A 21,990-nucleotide genomic window follows, 5' to 3' on the forward strand; every position below is an offset into this window, starting at 1 on the left:
TTACTCCACCTGAAATGAGTTGGTAGCATGTATATTACTTCAAGGGAAAAATCAATCATTGAATTGATCATAAGAACTTCAGGAAAACATACAGCCTTATCCATTGCGACACAATTGAATGTTAGTGTGAGGACGGTTCAACGTGATCTGAAGTCCATAGAAAAAATCCTGCAATCATTTGAGTTGCATTTAACACGCAATACACATGAGGGCCTGTCCATCGACGGGAAGAATGAACAAGTCTTTCGGCTTGTACAGCACCTGATGGGCAATCATCCAATCGATCAAACGCCACAAGAAAGAAAGTTGCATCTTCTTTTAGCTCTATTGCAGGAAGAGTCATATAAAACTCAAGTTCTTGCGGGTGATCTCGGTATAAGCATTACGACTCTTACAACCTATTTGGACGAACTGACCGAATGGTTAAAGAATTTTAATATCGTGATTACCAGAAAAAGGGGAGTCGGAATAGAGCTTGCCGGCACCGAAGAAAATAAACGGAAAGCCCAGGCAGCCTATTTCTTGCACTTCTTTAATGAAGAGCTGATTGAAAGTTTATTTTTGCTGCAAGAAGGAACATTCTCAGAAGCAAAAATCCTCGACTATTTCGATCCCGAATATCTTCTGGCAATTGATGGGGTGCTGAACTCAACTTTTAACAGTGTCCATTCTCGTTTGGCGGATAGCGGGTATATAGGGTTAATTGTACATATTTATGTAACCCTGCAAAGGAATGAAAGCCAATTTTTTTTGGAGAAGGACTTCAAGAAAATAAGTGAACTTTCCGATGAGAATAATCTCATGAATAAAATAGGCAAGGAACTTAGCACCATGCTGGAAGTCTCTTTTACCCTCGATGATATAAGCTACCTTGCAGCCATCCTTAAAGGCTCCAAGCTTCATGCAGCCGATGCCGTTCCATATGACAGTGTGTTGCTTGGGCAGCTGATAAGAAACCTGATAAAAGATGTTTCGGCACAACTGCAAATCGATTTGACCAAGGATTTTCCATTGTATCAAGGGCTCCTTGCCCATATGGAACCATCACTTTTCCGGATCAAACAGGAAATGGGATTGTACAACCCCTTAACCGAAGATATCAAGCGAAAGTATCCGGTTCTCTTTTTGGCAGTAAAGACCAGTCTGGAAATGGGATTCAAAGAAATAAAAGAATTTCCTGAAGATGAAATAGCCTTCATCGTCCTTCATTTCGGATCTGCATTAGTGCTGCGGGAGGAAGAACTATCAATAAGGGCACTCATCGTTTGCCCGACAGGGATTGGTACGTCGAAGATGCTTGCAAGCCGGATCAAAAAGGAAATCATCGAAATCGAGACTGTAGAAATCAAGACGATCAAAGACATCCAGCAGCAGGGCAGCCTGAAAAACTATGATGTGATCATTTCTACCGTTCGGCTTCCGTATATCGATAGTGATTATATCCTTGTATCCCCTCTTCTGAGTGAAGAGAATATATTGAACATCAGGAATTATTTAAGGAAGAATATCGAGAACTTCACGAAGAATAAGCGTTATGGCAGTCATTCAGCCCATAAGGATACCGTGACCAAAAAAGTGGATGGTGGATTGAAAGAAGTACTGCAGGAATTGAAAGATGCCCAGCAGAGCATCGAGTCGATCATGGATAATTTCCGGTTTTATCGGCTGCCGCATCTGAAAGGACATCCAGAAATCATTGAAGAAATGGTCAGGCTGGCTGAAACGGAAGAACTGCTGATGGGTGCGGATGATGTGGTCAGATCCTTGAAGGAACGGGAAAAAAAGGGCGGTTTAGGCATTCCGGGCACTGGAATGGGCCTTTTTCATACGAGACATAAGAATGTGAAAGAACTGATATTCCAGGTGACCCACCTGGAGGAATATCGTTTGATCAAAGGTATGGACGGAAATGACGTCCATATGAAAAATTTACTGCTGATGCTGGCACCTGAAGAATTGAGTGTGAAGCAGCAGGAAATCGTAAGCTTAATAAGTTCAAGCTTAATTGAAAGCAATGAAGCCATCATGATTTTTTCCTCTTCGGACGAAGAAATGATTAACAAAAGGCTGGAAGTCATATTCTTGGACTATTTATATACTAACTTGATAAAGGGATGATTGTAATGAAACAAGCAGTACATTTCGGTGCAGGAAACATTGGGAGAGGATTTATCGGAGCGCTCTTTTCACAATCTGGATATCATGTGACATTTGTAGACATAGCGGATCAAATCATCGATCAATTAAATGATAAAAAGCAATATCAGGTCAAACTGGCCACAGATCAAAAAGAATCCGTCACAGTGGAAAATGTTTCGGGATTAAATAGCTTAAAGCAGGAAGTGGAAATCATAAAGGCCATTTCCGAAGCAACCTATCTTACCACTGCTATCGGTCCTAATATTTTGCCGCATATCGCTCCTTTAATTGCAAAAGGATTAGCCTCAAGAGTGAAGGAAACCGATGAAAAACTATATGTGATTGCCTGTGAAAACCAAATATCGGCAACAGACCTTTTAGAAGGCTACATTCTAGAAAACCTGGATCAAGATACAAAGGAAAACCTAGCCGATAAAGTATACTTCTTTAACTCAGCCGTCGACCGTATCGTTCCTATACAGAATAACGAAGGGTCACTCGATGTTTTGGTGGAACCTTATTATGAATGGGTCGTTGAAACGAAGGAAAACATTCCTGCTGTTGAAGGGATGACCCTTGTAAAAGAACTCGCTCCATTCATTGAGAGAAAACTGTTTACCGTTAATACAGGACATGCCGTCATTGCTTACCTCGGTTATCTCAAAAATGAAAAATCGACGATTGACCAGTCATTGGAGGACGCCGGCATTGTAGAGCAAGTCAAGAAAACCCTAGGGGAAACGGGGGCTTATTTAATAAAGCAATACGGTTTGGATGCAGGTGAGCATCAGCAGTATATCGAAAAAATCATTAATCGATTTAAAAACGCCTACCTCAATGACTCGGTGAATAGAGTCGGGCGTTCACCGCTGCGTAAGCTCGGGCCAAACGACCGTCTTGTGCGCCCTGCCGTAGAAGCGAAGAAAGCCGGACTTTCCTATACTAATCTGGCGAAAGCGATAGCGGCTGCATTACTCTTTGATTTTAACGAAGATGAAGAAGCCCTTAAATTGCAAACGATGATCAAAGAACACGGTGTAGCTATCGCTCTTAAGGAAATTAGCGGATTGGACGAAAATAGCGAAATAACCAAAGAAGTTATCGACCACTATAACGAGTTGAAATAATAAAAGCAAAAGAACTCCTGAAATCTTTTTTTAGGAGTTTTTCTTGATCAAAAGCCCATTAAAGGAGGAACCTAACATCCGATATCGCAGCATAACCTTGAATAAAGAGGAAATACTGGAACGGATATTTCAGACGAACCCGGGCGCAACCGTCGCAATACGGTCCGTGGACGGCATTCATCAATTATTATATGAGCCCGTTGATGCGACAAGGTTCAGTAAAGTGACATGTCAGGAAGTCGGGAGAAAGATTGCGGATTCTTTCATCATCAATTCAACCATTATTACACATTCAAATAGTGACACCATGGAACGAGTTGCTTCGGCAATTCGTTTTTATTTTATGGAAAAGGAAATGCCGATTAACTTACTTGACATTATAAGCTTATTAAAATATAATCACTTACATAAAGTAATCGATTAAAGGAGAATTGATACATGAGTATAAATGATGCAGGTCAAGTTTTTTTAAGGGTAATTTTAGGTCTTACTTTTTTCATTCACGGCGTTTCAAAGTTTCAAGGGGGGATAGGAAATACGGCGGGATTTTTCGATGGCCTGGGCATTCCAGGGTTCTTGGCGTATATCGTTGCTGGAATCGAATTGATCGGAGGACTTGCGGTTATAATGGGTTTGGGAACAAGAATCGTTGCCTTCCTATTTGCGGTCATCATGGCGGGGGCGATTTTTACGGCTAAATTACCTGCAGGTTTTCTAGGAAACGGGCAAGCAGCGGGCTACGAACTGGACTTGGCACTGCTGGCCATGTCTGTCTATCTAGCCTGTGCAAACCGCACGGTTCTTTCTTTGGATCATGTGATTTTCAATAAAAAAGGGAAGTGATAATATGGATAAAAATTTTCATCAAAAACCAATTACTTTTGTTGGTGAAGTCAGTATAAATGTTTTGGATTTAAATAATGCCATTCTGTTTTATCAAGAAATCATCGGTCTTCAAGTATTGAAGAAAAACGACCGGCAAGCTGTTTTAACGACAGACGGAAAAACCCCGTTGCTGACACTTGAGCAGCCTGCTGATGTGATTCCGAAAGAAGGGCGGACGACGGGCTTATATCATTTTGCCCTTTTACTGCCAAGCCGTGCCGATTTATCGATTTTTTTGCGCCATTTACTTCAAACGAAATATCCATTTGGAGCTGGGGATCATGAAGTGAGTGAAGCGCTGTACATTACCGATCCGGATGGCAATGGCATTGAAGTATACTCTGACCGGCCATCCACTGATTGGAGATGGGCCGATGGGGAAGTAGCAATGGGCACGGATCCATTGGATGGGAATGCCCTTCTGAAAGAAAGCAATGAGGAGTGGAGCCAACTGCCTGCAGGAACCTTAATGGGGCATATACATCTGCATGTAGCCGATTTACGTAAAACGGAGGAGTTTTACATGCAAGGTCTTGGGTTTACTGTCGTGAATCGATATGGAGGAGCGCTCTTTACTTCAACCGGTGGATATCATCATCACATCGGGTTGAACACTTGGAATGGCGTTGGCGCCCCTGCCCCAAAGGAAAATAGTGTGGGGCTAAACTGGTATACTCTCGTTTTTGCAGATGAAGAAGCGAGAAACAAAGTAATGGAACAACTGAATGGAATCGGGGCTGTCGTCACGGAAAAAGAAGGGGCTTTCGCTGTAAAAGATCCATCAGGCAATGAGATTCATTTAGTCGTCTGAAATTGTAAGAATTAATGTAGAAAGTAATGGTGGGAATAATGGGATTCTTAAGTAGAATATTTGGAAATAAAGAAACCGCGGCAGAGGAGAATGGAAAAATGACAAAAGTATTATTCGTCAAAGTGAACGATCGTCCTGCAGAACAGGCCGTCAGCTCGAAAATGTATGATACCTTCTTGAAAATATATAAAGAGACACACCGTGCAGATGAAGTGACCGAGCTGGATTTATTTAAAGAAGAACTTCCTTACTATGGAAATACGGCAATTACCGGGTTGTATAAACGTCACCAAGGTCTTGAACTGACAGCCGAAGAGGAAAATGCGGCTAAACTGGTTGACCAATATTTAAATCAATTCCTGGCGATGGATAAAGTGGTATTCGCTTTCCCTCTATGGAACTCAACGGTTCCTGCACCGCTAATCACATATCTTTCTTATTTGGCACAAGCAGGTAAAATGTTCAATTATACGGCAGAAGGCCCTGTTGGTTATGCTGGTGATAAACAAGTCATGCTATTGAACGCCCGCGGCTCTGATTATGCATTAGAAGGGATGGATTCTGCTGAAATGGCCGTGAATTTAGTGAAAACTATCATTGGCTTGTGGGGAATCAACAATCCGGAGGTCGTGGTCATTGAAGGACATAATCAGTATCCGGACCGGACACAAAAAATCATTTCGGATGGGTTGGAAAACGTTGCAAAAGCGGCTGAAGCATTCTGATTCGAAGTGAAGGGAATAGCAGACTGTAGACAAACTTCGTAGAAAAGCGAGTTTGCCTGCAGTTTTTTATTTGAAAAACGTTTCAGTTGATTTCAGAGTGGGTCTCGGCTAGTCAGTTATGCGGCAGGAGTGTCACAGGTTTCTTCAATCCAGTGAGGATTCCATAAAGCAGAAATAAACCATTATTAAAAACACGGTTCGGGATGTGACCACTCCAGCCTCCCATTTTGTTGATATTTGAAGGCCCTCACTATCGATGGGGGCCTTCTTTATACAGGAATGATTATTTGACCTGATACTTCTTCAAGCGGTATTGAAGACTTTGGCGGCTAATATTCAAGGCCTTGGCTGCTTGGGAGATATTCATGCCATGTTCCTTCAATATCTTCTCCAAGTATTGCTTTTCAGTATTGGCGATATAATCATCAAGAGATAAGGTTGACTCCTGTAAATCCCCATTTGCATGTGTCTCTTTTCTTTCTGGATGATCGTCTTCCAAATGGGCCTTTTTCCTAAAAAGGGTCGGAAGGTGGGTGATGGCAATCTTTGTATCGCCTGGTTCCATTAAATTCATGGCCCCCTCAATGATATGTTCAAGTTCCCTTACATTCCCCGGCCAGTCGTAATCATAAAAAAGCGAGAAGACCTCTTCGCTGATCCCTTCTATATTCAATTCGAACAGAGCGTTGAATTTCTCGATGAAGGATTGCGCCAGCAAAGGAATATCCTCTTTCCGTTCACGAAGAGGCGGGATGAATAACGAAACGACACTTAATCGGTAGTATAAATCCTTTCGTAAATGATCATTTGAAATGGCATCTATCGGATCTTCATTTATCGTTGCAATGACGCGAACGTCAATTTTTTTATCTTTAGTATCCCCGACACGGCGAATCGTCCTTTCTTGAAGGGCCCGTAATAATTTCGCTTGCATGTTCGGATTTAATGAGTTGATTTCATCTAGCAGGATGGTACCGCCCTGTGCCTGTTCGAATAATCCAGGCCTTTCAATCGATCCGGTGAAGGCGCCTTTCTTGGTGCCGAAGAGTATTCCTTCAATTAGACTATCTGGCAGGGCAGCACAGTTTTGGCTGATGAAAGGATGTGTCGAACGGCTGCTGCCATTATGGATGCTTTGGGCGAAGAGCTCTTTTCCTGTGCCCGTTTCCCCTACGATTAGGATGGAGGATGCCGTTCTGGTCGAGCGCTTGCTCTTTTCTATGACTTCCAAGAAATTTTCACTTGTTCCGATGATGCTGTCAAACGTATATTTGGTATCGCCTTTATTTAAGATATTATCCTTAATGATTCTTTCAAGATTCGTTATATCCTTTGCCACCTCAATGGCTCCGATGATATTTTGCTTCGGATCCAAAATCGGAAACGTATTATTGATTGTGGTAATTTCCTGTCCTAGATTATTGAAGTAGGTCTGCTTCGAGTTTTCGGTTGCCTTACCCGAATGAAGTGCCCTTATTAATGTACTCTCCGTTTCTTCCTTGAATTTAAAGATTTCGTGAATCTTCTTCCCTAATACTTCTTCTGAATCCATTCCTTCAATTCCTGCCATTTTCTTGTTATATACAATGGTTCGCCCTTTTATATCAATTATATGTATCCCAATGTCGATTACATCCACAAGCGAGTAGAGGATGGATTGGAATCCTTCTATTTTAATGATTTGATCTAAATACATGAATGCCTCCCGTTTTTCTTCTTTTCTTAGAGCTATTGTAGAGGAATTGAAGCAAAGGTGCAAATAAAATTTGCACAGCAAGATTTTTTTGCATCGAAGTGCAAAGATATTTTGCGGAAAAGGTGAAAAAATGCTGTTTTTTATGTTTTTCTATTTGGCGTGAATCTTGCATTAATAAAAAGTGTCAGGTTTAAGCGACAAAAAAATGGAGTAGAGCAAAAAATAATGGCATACTATGTCGATTTTGCCCCATTAGTGCTGAATTTCATTGCATATTTCAAGAAATAACTTTATTTTTTTAAAAAAATGAAAAAGTTGGCACGGAACTTGCTTGTTATATTAGGGAGACGTAAAAAAACATAAACTTTAGGGAGATGAGCCATAATGGTCCAACCATATAAACACGAACCATTTACTAATTTTAAAATCGAAGAAAACAATAAAGCTTTTCAAGCGGCATTGAATGATGTAGCTAATGATTTAGGGAAGAAATATCCGCTGATCATTAATGGTGAAAAAGTGTTTACTGATGAAGTCATTACCTCTGTAAACCCAGCAAATAAAGAAGAAGTTATTGGAACCGTATCAAAAGCGAATAAGGATCTTGCTGAGCAAGCGATGCAAGCGGCAGATAAGACATTCCAGACTTGGAGAAAAGCGAAAGCGGAAGTGCGTGCTAATATTTTATTCAGGGCTGCAGCCATCGTTCGGAGAAGAAAACACTATTTTTCGGCTCTATTAGTTAAAGAAGCAGGAAAACCTTGGAATGAAGCGGATGCAGATACAGCGGAAGCGATCGACTTCATGGAATACTATGCACGTCAAATGCTTAAGCTTAAAGACGGCATGCCAGTGGAGAGCCGTCCGATTGAACACAATGCTTTCAATTATATTCCGCTTGGTGTCGGTGTCATCATCTCACCTTGGAACTTCCCGTTTGCGATCATGGCAGGCATGACGACGGCGGCTCTTGTTTCAGGCAATACGGTCTTATTGAAACCAGCCAGTACAACACCGGTCATTGCAGCTAAATTCATTGAAGTGTTGGAAGAAGCTGGATTGCCTGCAGGAGTTGTGAATTTCATCCCAGGAAGCGGTGCTGAAGTTGGCGATTATTTGGTAGATCATCCTCGTACACGTTTCATCAGCTTTACCGGATCTCGTGATGTTGGAATCCGTATTTATGAGCGTGCGTCAAAAGTTCATGAAGGCCAAATCTGGTTAAAGCGTGTCATCGCTGAAATGGGCGGTAAAGATACGATCGTTGTTGATAAAGAGGCTGATCTGGAATTGGCGGCACAATCAATCGTCGCTTCTGCATTCGGATTCTCCGGTCAAAAATGTTCTGCTTGTTCACGTACCGTCGTCGTGGAGGATGTATATGACCAAGTCTTGAATCGTGTCATTGAATTAACGAAAGAAAAAACAGTCGGCGAACCAACGGATGCAAACAACTTTATGGGTCCCGTTATCGATCAAGCAGCTTACGATAAAGTCATGAGCTACGTTGAAATCGGTAAAAAAGAAGGAAAACTTGTTGCAGGGGGAGAAGGAGACAATTCAAAAGGTTTCTTCATCCAGCCAACGATCATTGCCGATGTGGATGAGAACGCACGAGTCATGAAAGAAGAGATATTCGGACCAGTTGTTGCGTTCTGTAAGGCAAAAGATTTCAATCATGCAATCGAGATTGCCAATAATACGGATTATGGATTAACGGGTGCGGTCATCTCGAACAATATTGAACATATCGAACAAGCGCGTGAGGATTTCCACGTAGGTAACTTGTACTTCAATCGCGGCTGTACTGGTGCCATTGTAGGATACCAACCATTTGGCGGATTCAATATGTCAGGTACAGATTCAAAAGCGGGCGGTCCTGATTATTTAGTTCTTCATCTTCAAGGGAAAACAACATCTGAAACGCTATAAATTTTAGGGGGAATCAACATGACAACATTAACGGAAAAATTAATCGAGCAAACAGAACAATACGGTGCAAACAATTATAATCCACTTCCAATTGTGATTTCGAAGGCAGAAGGAGTTTGGGTGGAAGACCCTGAAGGCAACAAATATATGGATATGCTTAGTGCCTATTCAGCAGTGAACCAAGGCCACAGGCATCCGAAAATCATCGACGAATTAAAAAAACAAGCTGATCGCGTAACATTAACGTCCCGTGCATTCCATAGTGATAAATTAGGCCCATGGTATGAAATGGTTTCACGCATTACGCAAAAAGACATGGCGCTGCCTATGAATACGGGTGCTGAAGCCGTTGAAACAGCAATCAAAGCTGTTAGACGCTGGGGTTATGATGTTAAGGGAATCGCGGAAAACCAAGCTGAAATCATTGCGTGTATCGGAAACTTCCATGGCCGTACGATGGCGGCAGTGTCCTTGTCATCCGATGAGGAATATAGAAGGGGATTTGGACCGATGCTGCCAGGGATCAAGCTAATCCCTTATGGCGATCTCCATGCATTGAAAGAAGCGATTACACCGCAAACTGCAGGGTTTTTAATCGAACCGATTCAAGGTGAAGCAGGAATCATCATACCGCCACAAGGATTCCTAAAAGAAGCTTACGACTTATGTAAAGAAAATAATGTCCTATTCGTATCTGATGAAATTCAGTCAGGACTTGGACGTTCAGGAAAAATGTTCGCCTCTGACTGGGATGGAGTAGTTCCGGATATGTACATTTTAGGTAAGGCGCTGGGCGGCGGGGTTTTCCCAATCTCTTGCGTAGCTGCAAACCGTGAAATCCTTGGCGTATTCAACCCTGGTTCACATGGTTCTACATTCGGCGGCAATCCATTGGCATGTGCGGTCTCCATCGCTTCATTGGAAGTCCTTGAAGAAGAGAAGCTTGCGGAACGTTCATTGGAGCTTGGACAATACTTTATGGATAGTTTAAAAGAAATCAAGAATCCAATGATTAAAGATATCCGCGGCAGAGGCTTATTCATCGGAGTCGAATTAACAGAAGCAGCAAGACCTTATTGTGAGCAGCTTAAAGAAGAAAAACTGTTATGTAAAGAGACACATGATACAGTCATCCGTTTTGCTCCGCCATTAGTGATTACAAAAGAAGACTTGGATTGGGCAATCGAACGCATCAAAAGAGTTTTATCCTAATATACCTATGAGGTGAATTCCATTGAGTACAACGATCAAAGAAGAAAAAGAAACTGCTAGTTTACTTGATTCAACACAGGTCGTAATCAAGGAGGCGCTGGATAAGCTGGGCTATTCTGAAGAAGTGTTCGAGCTTTTGAAGGAACCTCTGCGGATGCTGACCGTCCGGATTCCAATTAAGATGGATGACAATACGACGAAGATTTTCACTGGATACCGTGCCCAGCACAACGATGCTGTCGGTCCGACGAAAGGTGGAATCCGTTTTCATCCCGAAGTCGATGAGGAAGAAGTCAAAGCGCTTTCAATGTGGATGAGTTTGAAATGCGGAATCGTGAATCTGCCATATGGCGGTGGAAAAGGCGGCATCATCTGTGATCCACGCCAAATGTCCATTGGTGAATTGGAAAGGCTTAGCCGTGGATACGTTCGGGCAATCAGCCAAATAGTGGGGCCCACTAAAGATATTCCAGCCCCGGATGTTTATACGAATTCACAAATCATGGCATGGATGATGGATGAGTACAGTAGAATAAGAGAACACGATTCTCCTGGTTTCATTACAGGTAAGCCACTGGTACTGGGCGGTTCGCACGGTAGGGAAAAGGCGACTGCACAAGGTGTCACCATCTGTATCGAGGAAGCGGCAAAGCGTAAGGGCATAGAATTGAATGGTGCACGCATCATCGTCCAAGGATTTGGGAATGCTGGAAGCTTTTTAGCCAAATTCATGCATGATGCAGGTGCGAATGTGATTGGAATATCGGACGCATATGGTGCCATATATAACCCGGATGGTCTGGATATCGATTACTTACTGGATAAAAGGGATAGCTTTGGAACGGTAACGACACTATTCGATAATAAAATCACCAATCAGGAACTTCTGGAACAAGATTGTGATATTTTAGTGCCTGCTGCGATTTCCAATCAAATCACCAAAGAAAATGCACATCTTATCAAAGCCCAAATTGTCGTGGAGGCAGCTAATGGACCTACCACATTGGAGGCAACCAAGATCTTGACGGAACGCAATGTGCTTCTCGTACCAGATGTATTGGCAAGTTCAGGCGGTGTGACAGTTTCTTACTTTGAATGGGTTCAAAATAATCAAGGGTATTATTGGGAAGATGCAGAAGTCCAAACCAAATTAAAAGAGTTATTGGTCCATTCATTTAATCAAGTATATGAAATGTCCGAGACAAGAAAAGTGGATATGAGGCTGGCAGCGTATATGGTGGGTGTAAGAAAAATGGCAGAAGCCTCGATATTCCGCGGCTGGGTATAAGCTATAGTCTCATAATGGGGAGTGGAGGAGTGATTCCGTGTTAAAACCGATCCATACCATCGAGTGTGCTCAGGGTGGGACCGTCGAACAAGTTTACGTTCAAAAGAATTCCTATGTTTATGAATGGGAGAGGCTCTTTTTAGTGAAGACGGAAGATGGGAAATTGATTGATGTTTCAATAGGTGCCAGTGGTCACATTACTGAAATTAATGTTTCGGCAGGGGATCCTATAAATAGAAAGCTTCCTTTAGCTTTGCTCCAAGACGATTTTGTTATAACTGGCTCTGATTGATTCTAGGAAAGAGGGTGTTCCCAAGGCGGATGCGATTCGGCTTTGGGAGGCTCTTTTTTTTGTTATGATCATTTAGAGGGTGACGACAAAGCCAGGAAAAGTTTGAAAGTCCGATGATCGTGAACAAAGCCTATAAATCTCGAATCTATCCGACTAAAGAACAGCTTCCCAGCGTAGGAACTACGGGAATAGCCTAATTAAAAATTGGCTGATAGGCTAATGTTCTTGGGAATCCCGTACTTCAATCAGAGTGTAAGGCCTATAAGCAGTTCAACCAAGCTGTTCCAAAGATTTTTAGGATAGAATCCAAGAGACGAATCATCTTGCCGAGAAGAAAAAAGGAACTGGATTAATGAAAATACATTTAAAGGTAAATAAAGGCGCCTTTGCTAACCGAACACCTTAACTGTATGGTTTCGCGAAGGTATTTTAATTTGGAAGGGCATATTGCCATATTCCCTTTCATAAACTGTTATGGAACAAACAAGCCAGTATCCCCAGGGCAAGAAAGGTGTTGAACATGGTTGCTCGAAAACGGGTAAACCGCTTGACTCTATCCGTGTGTGTTTTCTGGGGATTTAAGCCAGCGGCTTGAATACGGTGTGAGATTTAGACATCAAATTAATAGTGGTTTTTCTGAATGGATGCATATTTACAATAAAAAAGGAACATTCAGAATTCCGCCATTTAAAAAAGGGGAGTTAAGTCAGCGTATGAGAATCTCAGAATTAAAAAGGAAAGCCTTACAGTCGTTGGGAGGTAAATGGGGAGTAACGGTTTCGCTTATGCTACTCTTGTTCTTGATCAACCTCATTTTCCCTTTAATTGTGGATGTGATCGGAAGCGGTGGGTTTTCACAATGGCTCATGCAGGAAGAGACACCATTATGGTCTGATATCTTCAACCTGGTCTTTTCCATTGCCTTAATCCCGCTAACCATTTCAACCACTTGGTTCTACCTGAATTTGGTTAGGGAAGGATACCCTGATATTCCAGAAGTATTCGCTATCTATAAAGATGGAAAAACCTCTTTCAAGCTTATTGGAGCATCCATCTTACAAGCAATTTTCATTTTTTTATGGTCATTATTATTAATCATTCCGGGTATCATCAAAAGCATCGCCTATTCTCAGCTGTTTTTTTTATTGAAGGATCATCCTGAATACACGGCTCTTGATGCCATTACAGAGAGCAGAAAAAGAATGAAGGGCTTGAAATGGAAGTATTTCCTTATGCACCTAAGCTTCATCGGTTGGGGTATCCTTTGTATGTTCACGCTGGGAATTGGATTACTATGGTTGATTCCTTATTGTGGAACAACAATGGCAACATTCTATAATGAATTAATCGTGCCTCAAGAAGATTTTGACGATCAATAAATGGAGGTATAAAAGATCAACCGATAGCGAATGCCTATCGGTTTTTTTTATACCCTTAATTCCCGATTCTCCTTAAAAAAGTTAAATTGATCATTTTGCCTGGTGTATAATAGAATACTGAGAATGCCATTTAGGGGGATTACATAGTGAGTGCTTTTAATATTGCGGATCTGATATACCAATTGTTCTGCCTGGTCTTTCTAATCCTGATCATCGTGGGGACCGTATCTCTATTCCGTTCCATGAAGCATCGTAAAATCAGACTGGATATCATGGAAAAGAAAATGGATGATTTACAGGAACAGATTAAAAGGGGCAAAAATTGACGGCTGCATCGTGCATCCATTCAGACTGTAGATAAACTCGAAGAAAAGCGAGTTTGCCTACAGTTTTTTTTTTGAAAAACGTTCCAGATTGATTTCAGAGTGAGTCTCGGCTAGTCAGTTATGCGGCAGGAGTGTCGCAAATTTCTTCAATCTAGTAAGGGTCTCATTCCATATAAAAAACAGAAAAATCATAGAGTATGACCCATTCTTGTATTAAATCCTGTTTATCATTCCCTCGTTGAAAACTTAATAAGGATTTGGCAGGGCAGGTACCCTATGTTGCCTGCATTTTTTCATTTAAAAAACGTTCCGGTTGATGGGAAAGAAAGGTACGGGACTCCTGCCGGAAAAGCGTGTCCAAGGGAGACCCCACTGGCGCAAAGAGCACCAAGGAGGCTCCCGATCCAATCAACGTGATTTTACAAACGCCGACAATTATAAAGATTATTTATACTGAAATAACATAGTGAAAAGCATTGTCTCCGAGTTTGAAAAAGGGGATTGAATTTTAAGCATCAATTGAGAGACATAAAAAAATAGAAAAATAAAGGGAATTGTCAAAAATAAGCAGTTTTACATAGGGATGTTGGGATTGTGGGGCAAATTTCATGTTAGGCTGCTGGTATGGAAGATGCATGGTTTGTTGCAGTTTGTTACCCTATAATGGAATAGATGTGATATTAAGGATTTGGTGAAAAATCTATCAGGAATGCTCGACCCTATAACAAATCGACTGAGATGGGAATGTTGAACATTCGATCCTTTTGTTAGGTAACTTTTTAGAAGTGGGAGAGTCGGTATCATGAAAGAAATTATTGCAGTAAAAGAAATTACTAGGTTTAAAACACGGACGGAGGAATTTAGTCCGTACGCTTGGTGTAAACGGATGTTAGAAAATGACCCGGTAAGTTATCATGAAGGAACGGATACGTGGAATGTTTTTAAATATGAAGATGTGAAACGGGTTCTCAGTGATTATAAACATTTTTCGAGTGTCCGGAAAAGGACTACCATATCGGTTGGAACGGATAGTGATGAAGGTTCTGTGCCTGAAAAGATCCAAATCACTGAGGCTGATCCACCTGAGCATAGAAAACGCCGTTCACTGCTGGCCGCAGCATTCACACCTAGAAGTCTTCAAAACTGGGAACCTCGCATTCAGGAAATTGCAGATGAATTGATTGGACAAATGGATGAGGAAACGGAAATCGATATTGTGCAATCATTGGCGAGTCCGCTTCCGATCATTGTCATGTCAGATTTGATGGGCGTTCCCTCGAAAGATCGTTTATTGTTTAAGAAATGGGTGGATATCCTATTCCTTCCTTTTGATAAAGAAAAACAAGAAGAAGTAAATGAATTGAAGCAAGTGGCAGCAAAAGAATACTATCAATATTTGTATCCGATTGTTGTGCAAAAACGATTGAACCCGGCAGATGACATCATCTCAGATCTATTGAAGTCAGAAGTGGATGGGGAAATGTTTACCGATGATGAGGTCGTGCGGACGACCATGCTGATTTTAGGAGCGGGGGTCGAGACAACAAGTCATTTACTGGCCAATAGCTTTTATTCCCTGCTATATGATGACAAAGAAGTTTATCAAGAGTTACATGAAAACCTGGATTTGGTTCCGCAGGCGGTCGAAGAAATGCTTCGTATCCGATTCAATCTTATTAAATTAGATCGTACCGTAAAGGAAGATAACGATCTATTGGGAGTGGAATTGAAAGAAGGGGATAACGTGGTTGTTTGGATGAGTGCAGCTAATTTGGACGAAGAGATGTTTGAAGACGCCTTCACCCTTAATATCCACCGCCCTAACAATAAGAAACATCTAACCTTCGGGAACGGCCCGCATTTTTGCCTGGGAGCGCCGCTAGCCAGGCTGGAAGCAAAGATTGCGCTTATTACATTCCTAAAGAAATTCAAGCATATTGAAGCGGTGCCATCGTTCCAGTTAGAAGAGAATCTTACCGATTCAGCGACCGGGCAAACATTGACATCACTACCGCTTAAGGGATTCCGTACAGTTTAAAAAAAGAAAAACCTTGTGCACTAACCTGCATAAGGTTTTTTCTTTTTAGTAGGGAAGCATGGCATACATGTTGAATGGTATGCGTTAAATGGGAAATCTATAGTAACCCGAAGTTGAGGTGACAATGACGAATAGAGTAATATGATAAAGTAGAAAATCTTGTACCCAGGTATGTTCCCGGAATTAGGTGGGGAGCGATGAAGCATTTACACTCACCGTGCAATGAAGAAGATAGGATAAAATAGAAATTTCCATATGAAACGGTTTTAAAAGTGAAAGGATGTTATTATGAAATTGAAGCAGCAATTAACCATTGCCTTTATAATAAGTGTACTTTCTTTAATCGGATTCAGTTTTATGGCATTTACCATAAGTGCAAATGAATACCTGAAATTTGATGAAGTTGTCATTCCCTTGGTGCAGGGATGGGAGTCTCCACTTCTGACGGTCATCATGAAGTTCTTTACCTACATAGGATCTACCGGTTCCCTGATCATCCTTTCCTTGGTCATTTTGTTTTTCTTATATAGGGTTTTGAAACATCGTTTGGAACTAGTCCTATTCACTGCAGTCATGGTGGGTTCGCCTCTTCTCAATTTGATGGTTAAGTTATTCTTTCAACGCGCCCGGCCCGATTTACATCGGCTCATCGAAATAGGTGGGTACAGTTTCCCTAGTGGACATGCCATGAATGCATTCTCTTTATATGGTATTCTTACATTTCTGCTATGGCGTCACATTAAGACTAGGTGGGCAAGGATTTCATTGATTTTGTTCAGCATGATGATGATCCTCTCGATAGGTATGAGCCGAATATACTTAGGTGTCCATTATCCTAGTGATATCCTTGCCGGATATTTGGCGGGTGGCTGTTGGATTGCGATTTCCATCTGGTTTTTCCAAAGGTACCAAGACCGGCGGAGGAACAAAGGTCGTTAATAAAGGGAGCAAGGTTATTGCAAGATAAGCAGCCGGCAGGTAACCAGTCAGCTGTTGATTCAAGAAAGTTAGGAGCGTATTAAATGGAAAACTGGATTACGGAATTCATGAATGATTTTGGGTATATGGGAATCTTTCTATTAATAGCATTGGAAAATATTTTCCCGCCGATCCCGTCTGAGGTCATTCTTACATTTGGCGGTTTCATGACGACAACAGCGAATATGACGATTATGGGCGTCGTGATCGCATCGACGATAGGGTCAGTGGCAGGGGCAGTCGTCCTTTATGGAATTGGTTTACTTCTTGATGTTAAGGTCATTGAAAAGTTCGTGGAAAGATGGGGCCATCTTCTTAGGTTAACGGTATCGGACGTCCATAAGGCGAATTCATGGTTTGACAAGTACGGGGCATGGACCGTATTTTTCTGTAGACTGGTTCCGCTGATCAGGAGCTTGATCTCGATTCCGGCAGGTATGTCCCATATGAGCTTTTGGCTCTTTCTGCTTTACACAACATCCGGAACGTTAATTTGGAACGTCATCTTAGTGAATATCGGGGCAGCTGTTGGATCTTCGTGGGAAGATATTGTAGGGTATATGGACATTTATTCAAACATCGTTTATGCGATATTGGCCTTGCTATTGATTATTTTCGTTGTTTTGATTTTTAGAAGGAATAAAGGCAAAGTATAAACTCAGTTTATTGATGGGCCGTTCGAATTGGCACTTTCAATACATGACCGAATACGAACACCAAAGGCTGTCATTGCGACGGCCTTTTTCTAATGGGGGAAGAAGGCAGAACTCAGAATAAAGGGGGAGTGCTTTGGACAAAATGAGTGAAACGAAAAAGGAATGAGGTTCGGTGCTATGGCTTCTTTTTTCAAACAAAAGAGACAAGTGAAGCAACGTGAAAAGAAAAAGGAAGATGACAGGCAATCCAAAAGCAAAACGCCTGATTATATAGGAAATTCCATTGCAGCAAATTTGGAAATCGTAAAGAAAAAGACGGGAAACAGTCCGGACATCATTATCCGAACGTTGAAAATCGGTCAAAATCCGGAGTTGAAAACGATTATTCTGTATGTGCAGGGTCTGATTGATAATCCAAGCGTTACGGACTTTTTAATTGAATCCATCATGAAAAATCCTCATCTATCAGAAAAAATTCTTCCGCAAGAAGCATTGGATATCATCTCGGAAGACGTGGTTTCCCTCGGTGGTGTAGAAACAGTCAAGGACTGGGAAAAATTATTTTTGTCATTATTGTCTGGGGACAGCATCATTTTTGTTGATGGTATCAACATCGCCCTGGTTGCCAGTACAAAAGGGGGAGAACGGCGCTCGATTCAGGAACCGAGCACGCATTTGGCTGTTCGGGGATCAAGAGAAGGGTTTACGGAATCGAATGGAACGAACATTGCCATGTTACGCCGGATCATCAATACCCCGGATTTATGGATAGAGTCGATGAAAATAGGCACGGTGACAAAAACGGACGTTTCCATCATGTATATAAATGGAATAGTCAAGGAAGAGATCGTCGAGGAGGTCAAGAAGCGCTTAAATCGGATTAACATCGATAGCATTCTTGAATCAGGGTATATTGAACAATTGATAGAAGACCAGGTCATGACCCCATTCCCGACCCTTAACCATACAGAAAGACCGGATATGGTCGCAGGGAACCTTCTGGAAGGAAGAGTGGCGATATTCGTTAATGGAACGCCTTTCGTCTTGATAGCCCCGGCATTATTCGTGCAGTTTTTCCAATCTGTCGAAGACTATTATAATCGCTTCGACATTGCTTCAGCCACACGCTTTTTACGGATCATCGTTTTCATTATTTCTATAGTCGGGCCAGCTGTCTATGTGGCAGCCACGACTTTTCATCAGGAAATGATCCCGACGAAGTTGCTGGTCATTGTAGCGGCTCAAAGGGAAACGGTTCCTTTGCCTGCCGTCGTTGAGGCGCTTCTCATGGAAATGACCTTTGAAGTATTACGGGAAGCAAGTCTTCGGATGCCTAAGGCTGTTGGTTCGACCATGTCCATTGTCGGAGCATTGGTCATCGGGCAGGCGGCTGTCCAGGCTGGTATCGTATCGCCTGCAATGGTCATCATCGTCTCGATCACGGCGATTGCCAGTTTTGCAACCCCTTCTTATTCCATAGCGATTTCTGCCCGTATTGTGCGGTTCGGATTCATCATTTGTGCCGGCACTTTAGGTTTTTATGGGATGATTTTAGCCTTTTTCGTCCTTGTTGTCCATTTATGCAGCCTGCGTTCACTTGGAGTTCCTTATATGACACCGCTCGCCCCTCTGAATCCGGAAGGGTTGGGAGACACATTCTTCAGAAGACCTATGTGGGCCTTTAAGGAAAGACCAAGATTAGTAACCAACGAAAATAATCTGAAAAGGGAAGGCGATAATCAAAGACCCCTGCCTCCCGAATCGCGTGGAATGAAAACTTTTGACGAGAAAAAAGGTGAAGGCAATGAATCGTAAAAGATTAGTTCTGTTCTTGATGTTGATCTGCACCATATTCACCTCCGGCTGTTGGGACAAAAAAGAGTTAAACGAAATGGCCATCGTCTCGGCGGTTGGGCTAGACAGAAATAAAGAAGGGAAGTTAGTGGGAACTTTCCAAATCATTAACCCGAGCAATGTAGCGGGTGCCCTTCAGGGGGGCGGCGGAACAAATCCACCCATATCCATTTATAGGGCCACCGGGGATAATGTACTTGAACTGGATAGTATCGCTTCAACTAAAATCTCGCGAGATATGTATTTTGCCCATGCCAACTTGATTGTCATAGGTGAGGAACTTGCAAAAGAAGATGGCATCAACGATTTTTTTGATGCATTCGAGCGCTCACCGGAATTCAGGGCAACTACGAGGATCGTGATTGCCCGGGGTGTAAAAGCTAAGGACATAGTTGAAACGTTAACCGCAATCGATAAGGTATCTGCTGAGAAAATCATTAAAACGATTGAAACCACTGAAAAAATCCAGGGGAAAAATATTAGCATCAATCTCCAAGAAGTGATCAAGAATTTGCTTAGTACAGGAAAAGAACCGATAATAAGTGGTTTTACCGTGAAAGGAAACACAGGTAAAGAGGCTAAAATGGACAATACCATGTCCTCGGATATTGAGGCAAACCCTACTGCGGCAGGGATAGGTGTTTTTAAAGATGGGAAATTGATTGACTGGCTGGATGGTGATAAGGCATTAGGATCAATGTGGGTATTGGATAGGATTGAAAATACCAATTTAGACATGGACTGGGAGGGGAAAAAAGGCGCAATCACCTATCAGGTTATTCGCCAAAAGACCAACGTCAGAGCAAAATTGGTAAATGGCAAACCGAAAATATCGATAAAGGTCCGTGCAGAAGGAGATATCCGGGAGGCGAATGTTCCTTTGAATCTAACCGATATGCATGTTCTGAAAGATCTTGAAAAGAAGTTTGCGAAAGACTTGAAGAAAGAGATGGAAGGTGCGATCGTTCGGGCACAGAAAAATAAAACCGATATTTTTGGCTTTGGTGAAATCATGCATGAATCCCACCCCAAAGAATGGAAGAAAATCGAAAAAACCTGGGACGATGTTACTTTTCCTAAGCTGGAAGTAGACGTGCAGGTTGAGACTTTCATTCGCCGTACCGGATTACGTAATAAGCCATTTCTTTCAAATTTTAAAAAGAGAGATCAATAATGGTGGAAAGGAAGTGGCATCCTCATGGAAAAGGCAAAAATCAGCAGTTACCAGCTGTTCGTCCTTATTTTCCTGTTTGAAATGGGCAGTGCACTTTTGGTTCCGCTTGCAGGTGAAGCCAAGCAGGCTGCTTGGCTAGTCATCCTTATTGCGATGATAGGCGGATTTTTTTTATTTTTCATTTATTATGGCCTTTTTCATTACTACCCTGATCAGCTGTTAACAGAGTTTGTAAACCAAATATTGGGTAATTTTCTAGGCAGGATCTTAGCTTTTCTATACATCCTTTATTTCACCTATCTTGCTGCAAGGGTGCTGAGGGATTTCGGAGATACACTGCTTACTTTTGCCTATCCGCATGTTCCGTTGTTTTTTGCGAACGCTGTATTCATTTTAGTCGTGGTGTATACGGTCCGTAAAGGGATAGAAGTATTGACGAGGACGGGGGAATTATTCTTTGTCCTGGAGAATTTACTTTTAATGACCTTCATGCTTCTGATTATTGCTTCGGGTATGATCCATTTAAACAACTTAAAACCCATTTTTGAAGTCAGCGGGACAGAGATGATGAAAATGGCATTCACTAAAACCTTATTCTTTCCATTTGGTGAGATCATAGTGTTTTTAATGATTTTCCCTTATTTGAATGAACCTCAGCGACTGAAAAAAATTGGAATAGGGAGCTTGGCAACAGGCGGTGTTTTTCTCTCGATTATAATGGCTGTGAATGTTGCTGTACTTGGTGTGGACCTTACAACACGTTCGCAATACCCTCTCCTTACCCTCATTCAGTCAATAGAGGTCGCTGGCTTTCTTGAACGTCTTGATGTGTACTTCTTGTTTTTGTTGATGATTGGCGGATTCATCAAGATAAGTGTATTTACTTATGTAGCGGTAACGGGTACGGCGAATATTTTCAATGTTAAACAGCCCTCCAGACTTGCTTACCCTGTTGGCATGGTCATTTTATTGATCTCGATTATAATAGCAAGCAGCTATACGGAACATATCTATGAAGGGCTGGGTGCCGTACCGAATTACATCCATCTGCCATTTCAGGTGATCATCCCGTTGCTTCTCTTGATCATTGCCTTTTTTAAGAATCGAAAAAAAGGAAGACAAGCACCAAAATAAGTTCCTAAAAGGTGGAATTGATGAGAAATGAAAATCTTTGGTATTACAGTTTTGATCCTAGCCCCTTTAGTGTTCATATCTTTAGGTATGGATATATTAATGGGATTTGATTTGGATAATTCAATAAAGCATGCCTTTAATCCTTTTTTGGTGAAGGACCCCGCTGAACTGATCCTTTTTTTCATTCTCCTTGTATTTCTAGTGTTCAGCTTCTTTTATCGAAAGAAAAAGAAAGGCAACACCAAAGGACAACAGTGATGTTAACAAATTCCCCTTGCTGAAATTGAGATGAACTCCGAATATGGGAGTTTGTCTTTTTGCGTTTTTACAACCCCGTGAACCCA

21 protein-coding genes are annotated in these 21,990 nt (G+C 41.8%); 20 read left to right on the forward strand and 1 reads right to left on the reverse strand.

Features of this window, described 5'->3' with window-relative positions:
• Positions 1-27: 27 nt before the first annotated feature.
• Genes IOC57_RS19450 through IOC57_RS19475 form a run of 6 tightly spaced genes read left to right on the forward strand, consistent with a single transcriptional unit; the run spans position 28 to position 5,687 of the window.
• Positions 28-2,118 (forward strand): BglG family transcription antiterminator, encoded by a 2,091-nt coding sequence (locus IOC57_RS19450; RefSeq protein ID WP_207440242.1) that lies wholly within the window; start codon positions 28-30, stop codon positions 2,116-2,118.
• 5 nt (positions 2,119-2,123) lie between these two features.
• The gene (locus tag IOC57_RS19455) at positions 2,124-3,266 is read left to right on the forward strand and encodes a mannitol-1-phosphate 5-dehydrogenase (protein WP_207440243.1); all 1,143 of its coding nucleotides are present in this window, start codon (positions 2,124-2,126) and stop codon (positions 3,264-3,266) included.
• 43 nt (positions 3,267-3,309) lie between these two features.
• Positions 3,310-3,690 carry a hypothetical protein gene (locus tag IOC57_RS19460; protein ID WP_207440244.1) on the forward strand — a complete coding sequence of 127 codons (381 nt, stop codon included), beginning with the start codon at positions 3,310-3,312 and terminating at the stop codon, positions 3,688-3,690.
• A gap of 14 nt (positions 3,691-3,704) precedes the next feature.
• Positions 3,705-4,109 (forward strand): DoxX family protein, encoded by a 405-nt coding sequence (locus IOC57_RS19465; RefSeq protein WP_207440245.1) that lies wholly within the window; start codon positions 3,705-3,707, stop codon positions 4,107-4,109.
• 4 nt (positions 4,110-4,113) lie between these two features.
• Positions 4,114-4,962 carry a VOC family protein gene (locus IOC57_RS19470; protein WP_207440246.1) on the forward strand — a complete coding sequence of 283 codons (849 nt, stop codon included), beginning with the start codon at positions 4,114-4,116 and terminating at the stop codon, positions 4,960-4,962.
• Between the two features lie 38 nt (positions 4,963-5,000).
• Positions 5,001-5,687 carry an FMN-dependent NADH-azoreductase gene (locus IOC57_RS19475; RefSeq protein ID WP_207440247.1) on the forward strand — a complete coding sequence of 229 codons (687 nt, stop codon included), beginning with the start codon at positions 5,001-5,003 and terminating at the stop codon, positions 5,685-5,687.
• A 283-nt stretch (positions 5,688-5,970) separates the two neighbouring features.
• On the opposite strand, the gene IOC57_RS19480 is transcribed toward IOC57_RS19475, so the two are convergent.
• On the reverse strand, positions 5,971-7,383 hold the full coding sequence (locus IOC57_RS19480; RefSeq protein WP_286185045.1) for a sigma-54 interaction domain-containing protein: 1,413 nt from the start codon (positions 7,381-7,383) through the stop codon (positions 5,971-5,973).
• Positions 7,384-7,767: 384 nt separating this feature from the next.
• Between IOC57_RS19480 and pruA the strand changes: the two genes are divergently transcribed.
• The 14 genes from pruA (at position 7,768) to IOC57_RS26765 (ending at position 21,904) form a co-directional block, all read left to right on the forward strand.
• Complete coding sequence (gene pruA, locus IOC57_RS19485) at positions 7,768-9,315, forward strand: L-glutamate gamma-semialdehyde dehydrogenase (protein ID WP_207440248.1); 1,548 nt, start codon at positions 7,768-7,770, stop codon at positions 9,313-9,315.
• 18 nt (positions 9,316-9,333) lie between these two features.
• Positions 9,334-10,527 (forward strand): ornithine--oxo-acid transaminase, encoded by a 1,194-nt coding sequence (locus tag IOC57_RS19490; protein ID WP_207440249.1) that lies wholly within the window; start codon positions 9,334-9,336, stop codon positions 10,525-10,527.
• Between the two features lie 22 nt (positions 10,528-10,549).
• The gene (locus IOC57_RS19495; protein ID WP_286185047.1) at positions 10,550-11,815 is read left to right on the forward strand and encodes a Glu/Leu/Phe/Val family dehydrogenase; all 1,266 of its coding nucleotides are present in this window, start codon (positions 10,550-10,552) and stop codon (positions 11,813-11,815) included.
• A 37-nt stretch (positions 11,816-11,852) separates the two neighbouring features.
• Positions 11,853-12,107 carry a biotin/lipoyl attachment domain-containing protein gene (locus tag IOC57_RS19500; protein WP_207440250.1) on the forward strand — a complete coding sequence of 85 codons (255 nt, stop codon included), beginning with the start codon at positions 11,853-11,855 and terminating at the stop codon, positions 12,105-12,107.
• A 113-nt stretch (positions 12,108-12,220) separates the two neighbouring features.
• The gene (locus IOC57_RS26590; RefSeq protein WP_207440268.1) at positions 12,221-12,304 is read left to right on the forward strand and encodes a helix-turn-helix domain-containing protein; all 84 of its coding nucleotides are present in this window, start codon (positions 12,221-12,223) and stop codon (positions 12,302-12,304) included.
• 516 nt (positions 12,305-12,820) lie between these two features.
• Entirely contained in the window at positions 12,821-13,486 is a 666-nt protein-coding gene (locus IOC57_RS19510) for a DUF975 family protein (protein WP_207440251.1), read from the forward strand.
• 146 nt (positions 13,487-13,632) lie between these two features.
• Positions 13,633-13,812 (forward strand): DUF4083 domain-containing protein, encoded by a 180-nt coding sequence (locus IOC57_RS19515; protein WP_207440252.1) that lies wholly within the window; start codon positions 13,633-13,635, stop codon positions 13,810-13,812.
• A 799-nt stretch (positions 13,813-14,611) separates the two neighbouring features.
• Complete coding sequence (locus tag IOC57_RS19520) at positions 14,612-15,850, forward strand: cytochrome P450 (RefSeq protein ID WP_207440269.1); 1,239 nt, start codon at positions 14,612-14,614, stop codon at positions 15,848-15,850.
• Between the two features lie 288 nt (positions 15,851-16,138).
• Positions 16,139-16,789, forward strand: coding sequence for a phosphatase PAP2 family protein (locus IOC57_RS19525; RefSeq protein ID WP_207440253.1), 651 nt, complete (start codon positions 16,139-16,141; stop codon positions 16,787-16,789).
• Between the two features lie 83 nt (positions 16,790-16,872).
• Positions 16,873-17,484, forward strand: a complete 612-nt coding sequence (locus IOC57_RS19530) for a DedA family protein (protein WP_207440254.1) — start codon at positions 16,873-16,875, stop codon at positions 17,482-17,484.
• A 177-nt stretch (positions 17,485-17,661) separates the two neighbouring features.
• Entirely contained in the window at positions 17,662-19,299 is a 1,638-nt protein-coding gene (locus IOC57_RS19535; RefSeq protein ID WP_207440255.1) for a spore germination protein, read from the forward strand.
• Positions 19,289-20,512 (forward strand): Ger(x)C family spore germination protein, encoded by a 1,224-nt coding sequence (locus IOC57_RS19540; RefSeq protein WP_207440256.1) that lies wholly within the window; start codon positions 19,289-19,291, stop codon positions 20,510-20,512. The genes IOC57_RS19535 and IOC57_RS19540 overlap by 11 nt, the downstream gene beginning before the upstream one ends.
• Positions 20,513-20,536: 24 nt before the next feature.
• A complete protein-coding gene (locus tag IOC57_RS19545; RefSeq protein WP_207440257.1) occupies positions 20,537-21,646 on the forward strand; it encodes a GerAB/ArcD/ProY family transporter in 1,110 nt (369 codons plus the stop codon).
• Between the two features lie 27 nt (positions 21,647-21,673).
• Positions 21,674-21,904 (forward strand): YczF family membrane protein, encoded by a 231-nt coding sequence (locus IOC57_RS26765; RefSeq protein WP_483862053.1) that lies wholly within the window; start codon positions 21,674-21,676, stop codon positions 21,902-21,904.
• Positions 21,905-21,990: the final 86 nt, after the last annotated feature.

It is taken from the genome of Bacillus sp. SD075 (genome assembly GCF_017355165.1).
Taxonomy (GTDB): Bacteria; Bacillota; Bacilli; order Bacillales; family DSM-1321; genus Peribacillus.

Excerpts from the sequence above, each read along its gene's own strand:
- IOC57_RS19450 (WP_207440242.1), top strand. The coding sequence starts at position 28 with ATGTATATTACTTCAAGGGAAAAATCAATCATTGAATTGATCATAAGA.
- IOC57_RS19480 (WP_286185045.1), bottom strand. The coding sequence starts at position 7,383 with ATGTATTTAGATCAAATCATTAAAATAGAAGGATTCCAATCCATCCTC.
- IOC57_RS19470 (WP_207440246.1), top strand. The coding sequence starts at position 4,114 with ATGGATAAAAATTTTCATCAAAAACCAATTACTTTTGTTGGTGAAGTC.
- IOC57_RS19525 (WP_207440253.1), top strand. The coding sequence starts at position 16,139 with ATGAAATTGAAGCAGCAATTAACCATTGCCTTTATAATAAGTGTACTT.
- IOC57_RS19465 (WP_207440245.1), top strand. The coding sequence starts at position 3,705 with ATGAGTATAAATGATGCAGGTCAAGTTTTTTTAAGGGTAATTTTAGGT.
- IOC57_RS19530 (WP_207440254.1), top strand. The coding sequence starts at position 16,873 with ATGGAAAACTGGATTACGGAATTCATGAATGATTTTGGGTATATGGGA.
- IOC57_RS19510 (WP_207440251.1), top strand. The coding sequence starts at position 12,821 with ATGAGAATCTCAGAATTAAAAAGGAAAGCCTTACAGTCGTTGGGAGGT.
- pruA (WP_207440248.1), top strand. The coding sequence starts at position 7,768 with ATGGTCCAACCATATAAACACGAACCATTTACTAATTTTAAAATCGAA.
- IOC57_RS19540 (WP_207440256.1), top strand. The coding sequence starts at position 19,289 with ATGAATCGTAAAAGATTAGTTCTGTTCTTGATGTTGATCTGCACCATA.
- IOC57_RS19545 (WP_207440257.1), top strand. The coding sequence starts at position 20,537 with ATGGAAAAGGCAAAAATCAGCAGTTACCAGCTGTTCGTCCTTATTTTC.
- IOC57_RS19535 (WP_207440255.1), top strand. The coding sequence starts at position 17,662 with ATGGCTTCTTTTTTCAAACAAAAGAGACAAGTGAAGCAACGTGAAAAG.
- IOC57_RS19490 (WP_207440249.1), top strand. The coding sequence starts at position 9,334 with ATGACAACATTAACGGAAAAATTAATCGAGCAAACAGAACAATACGGT.
- IOC57_RS26765 (WP_483862053.1), top strand. The coding sequence starts at position 21,674 with ATGAAAATCTTTGGTATTACAGTTTTGATCCTAGCCCCTTTAGTGTTC.
- IOC57_RS19475 (WP_207440247.1), top strand. The coding sequence starts at position 5,001 with ATGGGATTCTTAAGTAGAATATTTGGAAATAAAGAAACCGCGGCAGAG.
- IOC57_RS19455 (WP_207440243.1), top strand. The coding sequence starts at position 2,124 with ATGAAACAAGCAGTACATTTCGGTGCAGGAAACATTGGGAGAGGATTT.
- IOC57_RS26590 (WP_207440268.1), top strand. The coding sequence starts at position 12,221 with ATGATCGTGAACAAAGCCTATAAATCTCGAATCTATCCGACTAAAGAA.